Origin of the sequence: Arcobacter venerupis, from assembly GCF_013201665.1 — a bacterium.
In the GTDB taxonomy this organism is placed as follows: domain Bacteria; phylum Campylobacterota; class Campylobacteria; order Campylobacterales; family Arcobacteraceae; genus Aliarcobacter; species Aliarcobacter venerupis.
The window spans coordinates 1,415,963-1,432,779 of the sequence record NZ_CP053840.1; the positions used below are offsets into that span (position 1 = coordinate 1,415,963).

At 26.1% G+C, this 16,817-nt stretch carries 15 protein-coding genes; 13 read left to right on the forward strand and 2 right to left on the reverse strand.

What is annotated here, in order from left to right; genetic code table 11:
- Positions 1 to 30: 30 nt before the first annotated feature.
- From AVENP_RS07000 to hemH, 5 genes are all read left to right on the forward strand, one after another.
- Positions 31 to 2,049 carry a pentapeptide repeat-containing protein gene (locus AVENP_RS07000; protein ID WP_172664245.1) on the forward strand — a complete coding sequence of 673 codons (2,019 nt, stop codon included), beginning with the start codon at positions 31 to 33 and terminating at the stop codon, positions 2,047 to 2,049.
- Positions 2,050 to 3,045, forward strand: a complete 996-nt coding sequence (locus AVENP_RS07005; protein WP_128358615.1) for a sensor histidine kinase — start codon at positions 2,050 to 2,052, stop codon at positions 3,043 to 3,045. It abuts the gene before it with no gap.
- Positions 3,046 to 3,050: 5 nt separating this feature from the next.
- Positions 3,051 to 3,752 carry a LytR/AlgR family response regulator transcription factor gene (locus tag AVENP_RS07010; protein ID WP_228201860.1) on the forward strand — a complete coding sequence of 234 codons (702 nt, stop codon included), beginning with the start codon at positions 3,051 to 3,053 and terminating at the stop codon, positions 3,750 to 3,752.
- A gap of 80 nt (positions 3,753 to 3,832) precedes the next feature.
- Entirely contained in the window at positions 3,833 to 4,285 is a 453-nt protein-coding gene (locus AVENP_RS07015) for an SRPBCC family protein (RefSeq protein ID WP_128358613.1), read from the forward strand.
- Entirely contained in the window at positions 4,282 to 5,211 is a 930-nt protein-coding gene (gene hemH, locus AVENP_RS07020) for a ferrochelatase (protein WP_128358612.1), read from the forward strand. The genes AVENP_RS07015 and hemH overlap by 4 nt, the downstream gene beginning before the upstream one ends.
- Before the next feature lie 24 nt (positions 5,212 to 5,235).
- Here the strand turns inward: hemH and AVENP_RS07025 are convergent, their stop codons facing one another.
- Complete coding sequence (locus tag AVENP_RS07025) at positions 5,236 to 6,528, reverse strand: DEAD/DEAH box helicase (RefSeq protein ID WP_128358611.1); 1,293 nt, start codon at positions 6,526 to 6,528, stop codon at positions 5,236 to 5,238.
- A 181-nt stretch (positions 6,529 to 6,709) separates the two neighbouring features.
- On the opposite strand from AVENP_RS07025, the gene aroB reads away from it, so the two are divergent.
- The 8 genes from aroB to AVENP_RS07065 all read left to right on the forward strand — a co-directional run bounded on the left by aroB (position 6,710) and on the right by AVENP_RS07065 (position 15,465).
- On the forward strand, positions 6,710 to 7,744 hold the full coding sequence (aroB, locus tag AVENP_RS07030) for a 3-dehydroquinate synthase (protein ID WP_128358610.1): 1,035 nt from the start codon (positions 6,710 to 6,712) through the stop codon (positions 7,742 to 7,744).
- Position 7,745: 1 nt separating this feature from the next.
- Positions 7,746 to 9,509 carry a mechanosensitive ion channel family protein gene (locus AVENP_RS07035; RefSeq protein ID WP_172664247.1) on the forward strand — a complete coding sequence of 588 codons (1,764 nt, stop codon included), beginning with the start codon at positions 7,746 to 7,748 and terminating at the stop codon, positions 9,507 to 9,509.
- An 18-nt stretch (positions 9,510 to 9,527) separates the two neighbouring features.
- Complete coding sequence (gene mtaB / locus AVENP_RS07040; RefSeq protein WP_128358609.1) at positions 9,528 to 10,796, forward strand: tRNA (N(6)-L-threonylcarbamoyladenosine(37)-C(2))-methylthiotransferase MtaB; 1,269 nt, start codon at positions 9,528 to 9,530, stop codon at positions 10,794 to 10,796.
- On the forward strand, positions 10,777 to 12,252 hold the full coding sequence (locus tag AVENP_RS07045) for an AAA family ATPase (protein ID WP_128358608.1): 1,476 nt from the start codon (positions 10,777 to 10,779) through the stop codon (positions 12,250 to 12,252). The genes mtaB and AVENP_RS07045 overlap by 20 nt, the downstream gene beginning before the upstream one ends.
- On the forward strand, positions 12,239 to 12,757 hold the full coding sequence (gene bioV, locus AVENP_RS07050) for a pimelyl-ACP methyl ester esterase BioV (RefSeq protein ID WP_128358607.1): 519 nt from the start codon (positions 12,239 to 12,241) through the stop codon (positions 12,755 to 12,757). The genes AVENP_RS07045 and bioV overlap by 14 nt, the downstream gene beginning before the upstream one ends.
- Entirely contained in the window at positions 12,754 to 13,290 is a 537-nt protein-coding gene (gene mog / locus AVENP_RS07055; RefSeq protein ID WP_128358606.1) for a molybdopterin adenylyltransferase, read from the forward strand. The genes bioV and mog overlap by 4 nt, the downstream gene beginning before the upstream one ends.
- 18 nt (positions 13,291 to 13,308) lie before the next feature.
- Positions 13,309 to 14,643: an SLC13 family permease gene (locus tag AVENP_RS07060; protein WP_128358605.1), complete on the forward strand. Its 1,335-nt coding sequence runs from the start codon at positions 13,309 to 13,311 to the stop codon at positions 14,641 to 14,643.
- Positions 14,644 to 14,787: 144 nt separating this feature from the next.
- Positions 14,788 to 15,465, forward strand: a complete 678-nt coding sequence (locus tag AVENP_RS07065) for a hypothetical protein (protein ID WP_128358604.1) — start codon at positions 14,788 to 14,790, stop codon at positions 15,463 to 15,465.
- A gap of 290 nt (positions 15,466 to 15,755) precedes the next feature.
- Here the strand turns inward: AVENP_RS07065 and AVENP_RS07070 are convergent, their stop codons facing one another.
- Positions 15,756 to 16,817 (reverse strand): EAL domain-containing protein, encoded by a 1,062-nt coding sequence (locus tag AVENP_RS07070; RefSeq protein WP_128358603.1) that lies wholly within the window; start codon positions 16,815 to 16,817, stop codon positions 15,756 to 15,758.

A 16,817-nucleotide genomic window follows, 5' to 3' on the forward strand; every position in this document is an offset into this window, starting at 1 on the left:
AGTAAAGATAAAAGTTTGAAAGGATTATATTTGGAAGAAGAAAAATTATATGAATGTGAAATTTGTAATAAAAAGTATCCTAAAAAAGAGTATCTTTATTCAAAATATGAAAATAAGTGTATTTTACATTGTGAAAAAGATATTTGGTTTGATTTAATAGATGGAAAAAAAGATTGGACTAAATCTGAAGAAAATATAAAATATTTTTGGTCGGAAATTAGAAAATATATTTTAAATACACTTAAAGATGAAGAATATAAAGTGGAACAATATTATATAAGTTTAACAAATGTAATTTTCCCAAAATTTGAAGAACTCTATGAGGATACTTATGAAGAAGGACTTGGATATTGGCGTTGTGATGATTGGTATCATAATTTTTGTGATGAAATTATAACAAATAGTGAATTCCCAAGTAATGATTTAAAAAAAATTTCAGGATTTAATTTTAGTAATTCAATATTTTTAGATGTTGTAGATTTTACTAATTATGAATTTGAAGGACTTGTATTCAATAATACAGTATTTATAGAAGAGTGTAAAATTTCAAATTCTAAAATAATAAATGTTTCTTTTAAAGAAACTATTTTCCAAAAAGCTACATTATTTGAAAATTCAACAATAAATTTTTTTTCTTACCAAAAAGATTTTGAAAATTGTGAATTTTATAAAGAATTAACTTTTGATAACATTATTTTTAATAATCAACATAAGAAATTAGATTTAGATTTTAAAAATACTAAGTTTAAAGAGTTAAATATTTCAAATACAACTTTTGAAAAAGGTTTAAGATTTTATAAAGAATCAAGTATAAAATCTTTAAATATTAAGAATTGTAAAATCAAAGATTTACTTTTGGCAGCAGAAGTATCTATTATAGATTTAGATTCAAATAAAAAAGAGATAGATAGATTTGTAATCAAACCAAATAATCTCAAAAGCTTAACAATTTCTAATTCTCTAATAAATAAAGATTTTTTATTAAAGGATGAAGTGAATAATAGTAGATCTAATTTAGATTTGATTGATTTAAAAGAATCAACTTTTAAAGGAAAAGCAAAAATACAATTTTATAATTGCATAAAAGATGCAAATTTTTATAATACTAAATTTGAAGATTTAGCAGACTTTTATAGGACTAAATTTAAAAAAGTAAATTTTGAAAGAACAGATTTTAAAAACATAGCTGTATTTAGTGAAGCAGAATTCCATTGTGATGTAGATTTTAAATATACAAAATTCTTAGGAACATCAATTTTTAGAGATATGGTTATAACTGGAAAACTAAATCTACGAGATACTATTTTTAAAGAAGATGCTAATTTTTTAGATATTACTTCAAAATCAAGAAAAGTTTATGATGAAGAAAAAAGAGATTATTTTTATATTGGCGAGTTAGAAGATATAAAAGTTTCAAATAGAGAAACAGCAAGAGTTATCAAAAACTTTTTTGATAGTTCAAATAATATTATTGAAGCAAATAGATTTTATAAATTGGAAATGAAAGAAAGAGAAGACGAATTAGAAAAAAGTTTTGATAAAGGTAAAAATATTTTTGAATACTTAATTTTTAAATTTCATGGGTTAAGCTCTAATTATTCTCAAAATCCATTATTGGCATTTTTTTGGATATACCTATTTTCTATGTTTTATTCTTTTTTTGAATTTAATAGTAAAAAGCAAGAATACAGTGATAAATTTCAATTTTCATATTTTGAAATAATATTTGAGAAGATTTCTTTAAATCAGGATTTATTTGGTTTCTTAATTGTTATTGGAACAATATTTATAATATGTGTAATATTTTCTTTAATTACTAAATTTAAAGAAGTGGGACTTTGTTCAATTTTCTTAATTTTTATTACTATTTTATATATTATTTACACTAAAGATTATTGTTTATCAATAGTTTCAAATAGTTTTAATCCTTTTTCAATTATGACAGGTAAAGATTCTCTAAATATAATTACATTGATTTATAAAATAGTAATTGCATATTTGATTTATCAGTTTATTATTTCAATCAGACAAAATACAAGAAGGAAATAAATGCAAACAGTTGAACTAAAAATCGCACCAAAAGATTGGCTTTATATCATAATTATTGGGGCATTTTTTGGTTTTTTTATCTCTTTGTGTTTCTATTTTTTAAGTGATGATTTACAAAATATTTCAACTATTATTTTTAGTACAAGCAGTGCCATTTCTATTTCATTGTTTGCATTTTTTTTAATCACTATTTCCAATAAATTTATACTTCCAAAGGTAAATAAGAAATTCTGGTATTTGATTAGTTTTATTTTCTCTTTTTTAGCTGGTTTTCTAGGATTTAGTTTTTCTTTTATACTTTTTTCTTTTAGTGATTTTAAAATTTTATATATTATCTCACCATTTTGGCACTATATAGCTGTTACAATTGGTTTTCTGACCTTTTTAGTTGGTTTGATTTTGCATCAATTTATCTCTATGAAATACAAAAATGAAGAGATAAAAACGCAAATTTTAGAGACAAAACTAAAAGCTTTAGAAAATGAGCTAAATCCTCACTTTTTATTTAATGCTTTAAATTCAGTTTCTGAGTTGATTTATCAAGACCAGAAAAAAGCTGAAAATGCAGTGATTGAAATATCAAAATTTTTGCGAAATGCCATAAATAAAGAGAGTTTAATCTCTCTTGAAACTGAACTTTCTATGGTGAAAACTTATGTAAATATTGAAAATGTAAGATTTGATGGAAAAATTGTTTTAAATATTGAAGATTTTAATGAATATAAAAATATAAAAATACCAAAATTCTCAATTCAACTTTTGGTTGAAAATGCCATAAAACATGGATATTTAGGAAAAACTCTGAATATTGATATAAACTTTTCAAAAGACAAAATAAGAGTACAAAATGATGGTAAAATAGCTAATATTGTGAAATTTGGAACGGGTTTATCAAATCTTCAAAAAAGATTGGAACTTCAAAAAGTTGGCAATTTATCGTTTGAAAAGTTAGATGATAAGATGTTATTTGTAATAGAATTAAAGGATAAAAATTGAAAATAATGATTGTTGATGATGAGAGTTTAGCTTTAAGCAGATTAAAAAGGTTATTAAATGAAAATGGAATTGAAGATATAACAGCTTTTGATAATCCAATAGATGCTCTAAAAGAGATAACAAAAACAAAATTTGATGCAGTTTTTTTGGATATTTCAATGCCAAATATTTCGGGACTTGAGCTTGCTGATTCTATCATGCAAATTGAGCCAAAAACATTTATTATATTTCAAACAGCTTATTCAGAGTTTGCACTTGAAGCTTATAAAAGTGGTGGAATGGGATATTTAGTAAAACCAATAGAGTCAAATGACATAAAAAATATCCTAGATAAAATTAAAAGTTTTGCAGTTTCATCTAAAGATGAATCAAAAAAAATCTTAGGAAAAAGAGGAGATAAACTTTATTTGATTGATATAAATGATATTTATTATATAAAAGCTGATTTAGATGAAGTTATCATCAAAATAAAAGAAGCAGATGCTTATGTAAGACGAAAAATAGGGGATTTAGAAACACTTTTAAGTGATAAAAACTTCTTTAGAGTTCACAGATCTTATATTGTAAATGTTGATAAAATCAAATCTATGCGAAGTGTGGAACAATCAAAACTTGAAATATCTTTTGATGGAATTGCAGAAATTGTGACAAGTTCAAAAGAGGGTGCTAAAGATTTTAGAGAGTACATTGAGCGAAGAAGTTTATAAACCTACAAAAACTACCTACTAAAAACATCTTATTTTTTGTAAATTATCCTTGTATAAAATATTTGTGCAAGGATAAAAAAATGCAAACATTTATAAAAAGTTCATATATCAACTGTGATACAAAATCTCTTTTTGATTTTCACTTAGATACTAATAATCTAACATATATTACTCCTCCTGATACTAAAGTGGAATTATTAACAAAAGATTTTAAACCCGTTGTATCACAAATATTGAAAATAAAAAGCACCAAATATTTTATACCAATGAATTGGGAAGTTAAAATAGAAAAAATTGATGAACCAAATTTATTGGTAGATATTGCAATGAAATCTCCATTTTCTTTTTGGGAACATAAACATATCTTTATAAAACATGGAAATATAAGTGAGTTAAAAGATATTGTTACTTTTAAAATGCCATTTGGATTTATAGGAAAGTTATTTGAAAGATTAGTAATAAAAGATTTACAAAAAATGTTTGATTTTAGACATAAAATTACAAAAAAGATGTTAGAAAAGGAAAAGTTTTGAAAAGAGCAGTTGTTTTAATGAATATGGGTGGCCCAAATAATTTAGATGAAGTAAAAGTATTTTTAAGAAATATGTTCAATGATAAATATATTATTGGTGCACCACAGCCAATAAGAGCAATGATTGGGCAAATAATTATTTCAAAAAGACTAAAAGAATCAAAGGCAAATTATGCAAAGTTAGGGGGAATGTCACCAATTGTTGGCCATACAAAAAGATTAGTGCGAAGATTAAATAAAGAGCTTGATGCGGATGTTTTTTATGAGATGAGATACACTCCACCATTTGCAAAAGATATTATGCCAAAACTAAAAAACTACGATGAAATATACGCAATTCCAATGTATCCACACTATTCAAGTACAACTACAAAATCATCAATTGAAGAGTTTGTAAAAGTTGCAAAAAAATATAATCTTGATAAAAAAATCAAAACAATAGATAGTTATTATGACAATATTCATTACAATAAAGCGATAGTTGAGCGAATAAAAGAGGTTTTAAAAGGCGAAAATTCAGAAGATTTTGAACTTATATTTTCAGCTCACGGATTAACACAAAAAATCATAGATAAAGGTGATTTATACCAAAAACATATTTTAGCAAATGTTGAATGTGCAAAAAAAGAGCTAGAAAATCAAAATATATCTTTCAAAAAAATTCATGTGGCATATCAATCAAGACTAGGACCAATGGAGTGGTTGCGACCTTATATGGAAGATAAATTAAAAGAGATAAAATCAAAGGTAATAATCTATCCTATATCATTTACAGTTGATAATTCTGAAACTGAATATGAACTTGATATGGAATATGCAGAAGTTGCTCATAAAATTGGGTTAACGGATTATAGAGTTGCTAAGGCTCCAAATCATCATAGATATTTTATAGAAACAATCAAAGAGATTTATGAGGGGATGAAATAGATTAAGAGAAGTTGTTAACTTCTCTTATTTTTTCCCAAAACTTCTATTATCATCTCTTTTAGTAATTTTTTTCTTCTTAGCTGGTTTTTTTTCAGGGGCATTTGTTTTTGCAAAACCTGTTTTTTTAGCTACTTTTCCAGCTTCAGCTTTTTTTACACTTAGTTTTTTAGGTCTTGCTTTAAATAGTCTTGGTTTTTTTTCTGTTGCTTCAAAACCTTCAACTTCAGTTCTTGGAATATTTATGATTAACTCTTTTTCAATATCAATCATCATTTTATAATCCTTAACACTTAAAAGCGTCAAAGCAATTCCTGGATTCCCAGCTCGTCCAGTTCTTCCGATTCTATGTGTATAATCAGTTACAGTTTCAGGTAAGGCATAATTTACAACTATTGGTAAAAGTTCTATATCAATTCCACGAGCAGCAATATCAGTTGCTACTAAAACTCTAATTTCTCCTGATTTGAATTTTCTCATAACTTTTGCACGAGCAGTTTGTCTAACATCTCCATGAATACAACCAGCTGGAAGACCATCAAGTTCTAAATGTTCAACTAAAGTATCAGCTTCAATTTTCATATTTACAAAAACTAAAACTTGAGAATAGTTTTTTGAACCAATGATATATGATAATGCCGCTGCTTTATTTGCTTCATCAACTAAAACAATTTGTTGGTCAATGATTTTTACAGCTGATCTTTGTTGTGCAACTTCAATTACAACTGGATCTGTTAAAAACTCTTTTGCAAGTTTTTTTACATTTTGATTCATAGTTGCTGAGAACATCATGATTTGTCTTTTTGGTCCAACACTTGGAAGAATTTTTTCAATATCTTCTAAAAATCCCATATCAAGCATAGTATCAACTTCGTCAATTACAACTGTTGTAACACTTGATAAATCAACAGTTCCATTTTTTAGATGTTCCATTAATCTTCCAGAAGTTGCTACTAAAATGTCAAGACCTTTTGTAATTTTTTTCTCTTGGTCTTTTGTTGAAACTCCACCAACCATAGCTATTGATTCTACTTCCATATACTTTGAAAAATCATCAACTGCTTTTGATATTTGAGTTGCTAATTCTCTTGTTGGAACTAAAATTAAAGCTCTAAGAATTGGTTTGTTTGCTTGTTTATTTGCCAAAATTTCTGTTAAAATTGGTAATAAAAATGCAGCAGTTTTACCTGTTCCACTTTGTGCAGCTGCTAGAATATCTCTTTTTTTTAAAGCGATAGGAATAGCTTTTTTTTGTATTTCCGTTGCTTCTTTGTAATCTAAATCTTTTAAAGCATTTATGATTTTTTCATCTAAGTTCATTGATGTAAAAGTTTTAATAATGTTTCCTTCTAATCTTAATTTTTATTAATTATACCTAAAAGTAGATTAGAATGTTGTATTAATTACTTTTTGACTCATAAATAGGGACTTTTCAATCTATTTTTAGCTTTTTTTAGCTAATATAAAGACCTTATTAAATAAATATTTGGATAGATAAAAAATGACTGTTAAAATTACTTTACCCCATGATAACTCTTATGAAATTTTTATAGATGAATTAAACGAACTATATTTTGATAGAAAAGTTGTGATTATTACAAATCCAACTGTTAGTGGATTTCATTTGGATTATTTAAAAACAAAAATAAAAGCACGTGAGCTTAGTGTTTGTACAATTCCAGATGGTGAAGAGTACAAACATATGCAAACAATTGAAGATATGTTAGCTCACTGTTTTACTCATAGACTTGATAGAAAATCACTACTTATAGCATTTGGTGGTGGTGTTATTGGAGATATGACAGGATTTGCAGCTTCAATTTATCAAAGAGGGATTGATTTTGTTCAAATTCCTACAACTTTACTTTCTCAAGTTGATGCAAGCGTTGGTGGAAAAACTGGGATTAACAATAAATTTGGAAAAAATCTTGTTGGTGCATTTCATCAACCAATTGCAGTTTATATCGACCCGAATTTCTTAAAAACTTTACCAAAAAGAGAGTTTGGTGCAGGAGTTGCTGAGATTGTAAAAATGGCAGTAACTTTTAACAAAGACTTTTTTGAGTGGTTAGAACAAAATGATTTAAATGATGATAAAAATATTAGAATAGCAATTGCTAAATCTGTTCAAACAAAAGCAGATGTTGTGTCACAAGATGAAAAAGAGTTAGGAATAAGAGCAGCACTTAATTATGGTCATACTTTTGGGCATGTAATTGAAAATGAGACAAATTATGATACGTATTTGCATGGTGAAGCTGTGGGAATTGGTATGTGTATGGCAAATGCTCTAGCTGTAAAAATTGGACTTATGAGTAAAGATGAAGAGTTAAGAGTAAAAAATCTATTAGAAAAATATGAGATTCCAACAACTTATAAAATCAAAGATGTTGAAGATTTTTATGAGCACTTTTTCTTAGATAAAAAGTCTTTGGATAATAAAATTAAATTTATTCTTCCAGTTGGTTTGGGTGATTGTAAAATCACAAATGAAGTTACAAAAAATGATGTTATTGAAATATTAAAAGGTTTTTAAATTGATTAAAAAATTAGCATTTATATTATGTCTTACTTGTTTTTTATGGGCTGAAAATACAGTAAAACCAAATGATAATAGTGTTCCTACTGTAGATAAAAAAGATAAAGCAGAAGTTAAACAAATTGAACAAAATCTTATTACTGAAAAGTATGAAGAGGCTCAAAAAGAGTTAGAGCTCAAAAAAAAGCAAGAGCTTGATGATTTAAAAACCAAAGAGCAAAATATGCAAAATATGGCTCAAATTAACACTTTACTTGAAAGTATTGCAAAAATTGATACCGAGTTAAAAGATAATATTCTATTAAAAAGATATTCAAATTATAGTTCATATAGTAAAATTTCTACAGAGTTAGCTATTTTAAAAGATAGTTTAAAAAGAAAAACTAATGCTTCTGATGAGTTAACTTACCAATTACACAATAAAATAAGAGTAAAAGAAAATGAATTAGAATTAATTGATGAGTACAAAGGTTCACCTATTGGTGGACTTATTAATCCTCCTGAAATTGATAAATATGAAAATATTACAAATCCTTTTGGAATAATAAATGCTTTATCTCATATAAAAAAATTAGAGAATAATAAAAAAATATTTAAAACACTAGATATGGATATTGATTATTTAACTATTAAGCTTGATGAAGAGTTACTTTTATATTTAGAATTATTTAATTTAGACCAAAAACCTGAATATAAAGAAAAAATTACTTTTTTGGATAAACAAAAAAAAGATTTTGTAATGGTTCTTGAAATTGTATCTACAACAGAAGAGGTATATACAAGAAAAATTGAGCAAGTAATATTAGAGATTAAAAACCAAATATCACAACAAATCCAAAAAATGATAGTTATTTTTATAATAATTGTTGTTTTATCATTAATCGCTTTTTTAGTAAAACTTGCTTTAAAAAGATATTTTTCTCAAAATGAAAACTACTATATGGTAAATAAAATAATCAATTTTACATTAGTATTTTTAATTTTAATGGTTATTTTATTTTCATATATTGATAACGTTTCATACCTTGTTACTATCCTAGGATTTGCATCAGCTGGGATTGCCATTGCCCTAAAAGATTGGTTTATGTCGATTTTTGGTTGGATGGTTATTGTAACATCTGGTTCTATTCAAGTGGGAGATAGAATCAAAGTTAGTAAAGGAAATGTGGAAACTGTTGGAGATGTTTTAGATATTTCATTATTTAAAATTACTATCAGGGAAGATATTACACTTACTTCATATACAACAAATAGAAGAACAGGAAGAATATTTTTTATTCCAAATAACTACATTTTTTCTGAGTTAATTGCAAACTATACGCACTCAGGTTTAAGAACCGTTTGGGATGGAATTGATATTACAATTACCTACGATTCAAATTATAAAAAAGCTCAAAAAATATCTAGAGAGATTTTGAAACATTATTCAAAAGGTTATACAGATATGACAAGAAAACAGTTGTCAAAAATGAGAAATAAATATCAGTTAAGAGCAACTGGAGTAGAACCAAGAGTTTATACTTTTGTTGAACCTCATGGCATTGTTATTTCTTCTTGGTATTTGACAAATTCTTATGCAGCTCTTGTATTAAGAAGTACAATAAGTCCAGAAATACTTGATGCTTTTATGAAAGAAGATGATATTCATATTGCTTATCCTACTTCTCAAATTAATATTAATAGAACAGATAATCCTTACGGACCTGCTTCAAAAAGTAAAATAGTTCCAAAAGATTTGGAAGATGAAATTATACAAAGATAAATTAGGAAATAGATATTTATGAATTTTTCACAAAACAAACCAAAAGTTTATTTTAAAACTTTTGGTTGTAGAACAAATGTATTTGATACTCAAGTTATGATGAGTAATCTAAAAGATTTTGAAGTAACACAAAACGAAAAAGATGCTGATGTAGTTGTAATAAACTCATGTACAGTTACAAATAGTGCAGATAGTACAGCCAGAGGTTATATAAGTGGTTTAAAAAAACTTCCAAAAGACCCAAGAGTTGTATTTACAGGCTGTGGAGTTTGGACAAAAGGTGAAGCACTTTTTAAAGAAGATAAAGTTGATTCACTTTTTGGTCACTCAGAAAAAGAGAAAATAAATGAGCTTTTATTAAATGAAAGTAGATTTTTTCATGCTGGCGATTTAACACATATTGATGAAACAATTGTTGAAGAGTTTGTTGGAAAAAGTAGGGCATTTATTAAAATTCAAGAGGGTTGCGATTTTAGATGTTCATATTGCATAATTCCTTATGTAAGAGGTGATGCTAGAAGTTATTCTGAAGATAAAATTCTAGAGCAAGTTACAACTTTGGCCTCAAATGGTTTTGGAGAGTTTATTTTAACTGGAACAAATGTTGGCTCTTATGGGAAAAAACAGCATACAAGTCTGGCAAAACTTCTAAAAAAAATGTCTTTAATCAAAGGTGTAAGAAGAATAAGAATGGGAAGTATTGAACCTATTCAAATTGATGATGAATTCAAAGAGCTAATAAACGAGCCATTTATGGCAAAACATCTTCATATTGCACTTCAACATACTTCAAAAGAGATGTTACAAATAATGAATAGAAGAAACAAGGTTTTATCTGATTTAGAACTTTTTGAGTTTTTAAGTTCAAATGGATATGCTTTAGGAACTGATTTTATTGTTGGACATCCTGGTGAAACTGATGAATTATGGCGTGAAGCTATGCAAAATCTTCATAGATTTCCTTTAACTCACGTTCATGCTTTTACATACTCAAAAAGAGATGGAACACCAAGTGCTACTATGAAACCTCAAATTAAAGGGGACATAGCAAAACATAGATATAATGAGTTAGTACAAATAATTGATGAAAAAAATTATGATTTTAGAAAAAATAACACTCAAAAATTAGAAGTTTTAGTAGAATCAGTAAAAAATGGAAAATATCTAGGTTTAGATCAATTTTTCAATCAAATAGAAATAGATTCACCAGTTGATTTAGTTGGAGATTGGGTTTTTATTGATGATTATGAAGTAAAGGCTAATAAAAATGTTGCAAGATTCAAATAACAAAAATATTGACAAAAATTTTAAATTAATGGCTTTATCAGCAGTTGTTTTGCTGGTTTTATTTATTTATACTATTTATAAAAGTAGTTCACATATAACAGGAAGTTCTTATTACATAGGAATTATCTTTTTATTTATTTTACTTTTTTTAGCTTTGTTTTTAAAATTAAAACAAGACCAAGTAAGGACTTTTTTTAGTAAATATAAAAAAGATTCATCAGCTTTTGATGAAGAACTTAATAAAACAAAAGCAGCTACAAAAGTTTTAAATGAAGATTTAAATTCAAATATTCAAGCGGTTACTTCAAATATAACTTTTAAAGATGTTGCAGGAATAAATGAAATTAAAGAAGAGTTAGAAGAGGTTGTAGATTTTTTAAATCATCCTCAAAAATATCTTGAATATGGAATTAAACTTCCTAAAGGTGTTTTATTAGTAGGCCCTCCAGGTGTAGGAAAAACTTTAATTGCAAGAGCCGTAGCAGGTGAAGCTGATGTTCCATTCTTTTATCAAAGTGGTGCTAGTTTTGTTCAGATTTATGTGGGAATGGGTGCAAAAAAAGTGCGTGAACTTTTTGCAAAAGCAAAACAAAGTGCTCCTGCAATTATTTTTATCGATGAAATTGATGCTGTTGGAAAAGCTAGAAGTGGAAAATCAAATGATGAGAGAGAATCAACTTTAAATGAACTTTTAACACAAATGGATGGATTTGATGGAGAAAGTGGAGTAATTGTAATAGCAGCAACAAATAAAATAGAAGTTTTAGATGATGCACTTTTACGAGCTGGAAGATTTGACAGACGTGTTCATGTGGGACTTCCAAATATAAATGATAGAAAGAAAATTTTAGAACTATATTTAAATAATAAAAACTATGAAATAAATATTGATAAATTAGTAAATGAAACAGCTGGATTTAGTTCAGCGGCACTTGCAACTTTAATTAATGAAGCTTTATTAAATATGATAAAAAATAACAAAAAAATATTAGATGACAGTGATATTTTAATTGCAAAAAATAAACTAGAATTTGGTAAAAAACAGATTAAAATTCTTGATGATAGACAAAAAGAGATTTTAGCAATTTATCAAGCTAGTAAAGCTTTTATTTCTAAAACAAAAGTTGCTTTATTTGATGAAAGTGTACAAAAACTTAATTCTACGTATCCATCATATTATGAATTATGTGAAAATATAAAAAGAGATTTAGCAGGATTTATTGGTCTTGAAGTTATAGAAAAAGAGAAATATGCAATAAATTCAGAAGATTTAGAAAGAGCTTCAAAATTAGCAAATGATATTGTAAATAGATATAAAATGGTAAATTCTGTTGATGAACTACTTACAAATATCAAAAATGAGTTAAGAAGTGAATTATCACAAAATGTAAATGAGATAAATAGATTAAAACAAATTATGCTTAAAAATGAGGTAATCACTTTTGAAGATATCTAAGAATTTTTTTTCTGGTTTTTGCTTTTTAGGTGAATCAGAACTTTTTGATGAATATTTAATCAAAAATGATTTTACAATTTCTGGTTTTTCTTATGGTGCTATAAAAGCCTTTGAAGAGGCTTTAACTACAAATCAAAGAGTTGATAGACTTCAACTCTTCTCTCCTGCTTTTTTTCAAAATTATGATGATAAATTTAAAAGAACTCAACTTATGTATTTTAAAAAAGATGCAAATACTTATGTACAAAATTTTTTATCAAATGTAAAAAGCCCTACAAATATAGATATTTCAAAGTATTATAAATTAGGAACAATAGAAGAGTTACAAGAGCTGCTTTATTATGAATGGAGTGAAGAAAAACTTCAGAAATTGCTAGAAAAAGGTACTAAAATTGAAGTATATCTAGGTGAATCTGATAAAATAATAGATACTTCAAAAGCAAATAAATTATTTAAAAAATTTGCAACAGTATATTATATAAAACAGAAAGGACATTTATTATGAGTGAACAAATAGCAAAAATAGGAATAATAACTGCAAGTGATAGAGCAAGTGCTGGAATATATGAAGATTTATCAGGGAAAGCAATAATTGATACAATTAATAGTTATTTGACAACTCCATGGGAAGCTGTTTATAGATGTATTGAAGATAATCAAAAAACAATTGAAGATACATTAAAAGATTTAGTTGATAATGAAAAATGTTGTTTAGTTGTAACAACAGGAGGAACAGGGCCTGCTTTAAGAGATGTTACACCAGAAGCAACAGAGGCTGTTTGTGATAGAATGATGCCAGGATTTGGAGAACTTATGCGAGCTGAGTCTTTAAAATTTGTGCCAACAGCAATTCTATCACGTCAAACAGCAGGTCTAAGAGGAAGTTCTTTAATAGTAAATCTTCCTGGAAAACCAAAATCAATAAAAGAGTGTTTAGATGCAGTTTTTCCAGCAATTCCATATTGTATTGATTTAATGAAAGGTCCATATCTTGAGTGTGATGAAGAAGTTATAAAAGCTTTTCGTCCCAAAAAATAAAATAAGGAGTAGAAAATCATGAAGAATATATTTATTTCAATTATTGCTTCAGCACTTTTCTTTTTTGTTGCTACAAACTTTTTTAATACGCAACATTCAATTTTAATAGCTTTAATAGCATTGCTTGTAATTTTATGGACAAATGAAGCTTTACCTATTGGAGTAGTTTCTTTATTACCTATAGTTTTATTTCCAGCTTTTGGTGTTTTAGATATAAAAGATACAACTGTAAATTATTCAAATACAACTATATTTTTATTTATGGGTGGATTTATGATAGCAATAGCAACTCAAAAAACAAACTTACATAAATATATATCAAATAAGTTATTGACTATTTTCCCAAGTACTCCAAGGGGAATGATCTTTTCATTAGCATTTACATCAGCACTTTTAAGTTCTGTTTTATCAAACTCAACAACAGCATTACTTTTAATTCCAATCGCTATATTTTTAACTGAAAATATGAAATTCAAAGCAAGATTGGCTTTATCTATTGCTTATGGATGTAGTATTGGAGGAATTATCACTCCTATTGGAACACCACCAAATCTTATTTTATTAGGATTTATGCAACAACACTCCCTTGAACCAATAGCTTTTATTCAATGGATATTTTTAACTGGACCATTAGCCTTAGTGATGTTAATAATTATTCCTTTTCTTTTATCTATTGGCTTGTCAGATGTTAAACTTGATAACAAAGTAAAATTGACTGAAAAATTACTACCTAATCAAAAAAGATTACTTTTTATTTTATTAGGATTAATTATTACACTTTTAGTAAACTCTAAAATCGAACCTTATTATTCAGGTTTAGGATTAAATGAAACAGCAATATTGTTAAGTTTTGGTCTTTTAATGTTTGTTCCAAAAGTTGGATTTCTTGATTGGGAAGACTCAAGAAATATCCCTTATGAAATCATTTTCTTATTTGGTGCAGGTTTTACAATAGCAGCAGCTTTTTCAAAAACAGGTTTAGCAGCAGTTGTTGCAAATTATATGTTAGCTTTAACAGATTTTCCTACTATTGCGCTGATTTTAATGATAGCAGCACTTATTACCTTTACAACTGAAGTTACTTCTAATACAGCTCTTATCTCAATTGCACTTCCAATTATTTACTCTTTGGGACAAGTTGCAAAAATAGATATGACTTTGATTTTAATGGTTGCCACAATTTGTGCTTCATACGCTTTTATGTTACCAATTGCCACTCCGCCAAATGCAATAGCTATGAGTAGTGGAGCAGTTAAAGTAAGAGAGATGGCAAAATTTGGATTTATTATAAATATATTTGCAATTTTAATTGTAACAATAACTGCTTTAGTTTATTGGCAATACTTCATTTAAAATATAAAATCTCAACTTTTAGGTTGGGATTTTACTACTCATTTTTTGTTAATCAAAAAAAATAATAAAAAGTAAAACTGTGACACTATCTGTGACATTATTTTGATAATATATATTTAATTAATCTTATATGGAAAAATAATTATGATAATACCTCTTTTTGCAAATTTATTTTATATTTTATTTGCATTTATATATTCAAAAATTATCTATAATATAATAAAAAATAGATTAGTACAACTATTAGCATTTCTAGTTATTCTAATCTTACCTTTTAATGATATTTTAATTCAAAAGGTAATTAAAAGTTATTATGAAACTTTTAAAATGAAACCAATAATTTATGACTTTCCTAAAAAAGATGATGATGGAAAAATTGAAAGTTTAGATTTAACTCAAAGTCCTATAAATTATTTTACACAATTTGTTGATGAAAAAGAGAATACTTTTAATAAAAGAATTAAAAATTTTTTAGAGATAAAAATGCCACAAACTGAAAGTGAAAATAAATATCTAAAAATCAAATTTCTTAGAAAAACAATTCAAAGTGAAATCATAAAAAATCCAAGTGCAAGATATACAATAAATATACAAACTAATGAGAAATTATTTGGTTTATATAATGAAATAAAATATCAATTAATTGATAGACATGATAATAAAATACTTGTTGAAACTATAAGTGCAAACTTTCCTTATCAGAAAAATAATTTTAGAAATAAATATCTTCATTGGAATATAGAAAGAAATGATATTTCCAAATTTGATATTATAAATGAAAAAGATATTATTGAAAAACTACTTGATGCTGGACATATTTAGTAGTTCTTTAAAAGAAATATAATAAAAGTCATATCATTTTGAAATATTACATTTTGTATATCTTCTAAAAGTTACTTTTTTATTCTAATTTATATAAAATAAAACTATTTCATTTTGACATATCATTTTTTAATAAAGTATAAAAAAATCATATAAAATACCATCTTATCACAAATCTTTGAAGAAAAAATTATAAATATATTGATATATCATTTTGAAATATTAAAAACTTTTTTGTCCTTTTTCATACTTTAACTTGAAAATAAACATAAATAGAACAAAATAATTTACTAATTTCCAATAACCCTAACAATCTCAGCACTTGGTCTTGCAAAATAGTACCCTTGTGCGTAATCAACACCGATTTCTTTTACCTTTTCAAGTTCATAGGGAGTTTCTACACCTTCTGCTAGAATTTTAATATTATTATCTATACAAATTGTTCGTAAAGCCTTATAAATAGATTGTTTCATTGTATCTGTATCTATATTTTCTATTATATTTCTATCAACTTTTATGATGTCTGGTTTTATATCTATAATCATATTAAGAGAAGAATATCCTTCTCCCACATCATCAAGTGCGATTAAAAAACCTTTATCTCTATAAAAATTTAGAATAGTTTTTAAGTGCTCTTTATCTTTTACATTTTGTGTTTCAACTACTTCAAAAACTATATTTTTTGGGTCAAAATCTAGTTGTTTTGCCCATTTTACAGTTGAAGCTAGACAAAATTCTGGGTCATAAATAGAAGTTGGAATAAAGTTTATAAAAACTTTTGCATCTATTTTTTTAACAGCTGTTGTCTTAAGTGCTGTTTCTCTACACATTCTATCAAGTGTAAAATTCATATCATTTCGTGTTGATTTTGCAAATAAAACATCAGGATACATAAGTTCACCATTTGGCAAAACTCCACGTGTCAAAGCTTCATAGGCAAATATTTTATTTGTTTTCATATCAACTATTGGTTGAAAGTGGGCTGTTAAACTGCTATTTTCAATAATATCAAAGAAGTTTCTATCTTCAATAAAATGTAAATATCTGTTCATTGGTTTTGCAAAAAATATTGTTCCAAGTGAGAGTTGATTGTCTTCATTTTCTATGAATATCTTGATTTCATCTTTTTCCAAATCATTAAAATTTGTATTAAAAAAGTCAAAATTCTCTTCAAAAAAAAGCTTTGGGTTTTCATTTTCAATAGTCACAATTCCTTCTATTTTTGAAGTTTCAAATCCCAAAGTTTTCATTAAATTTGAAGATTTTATTATTAACTCTGTTATTTGAGTTATAAAATGAATCTTACTTTTTTTCTCACTTATATAAAATATATCTTTGCATTTACAAGCCAT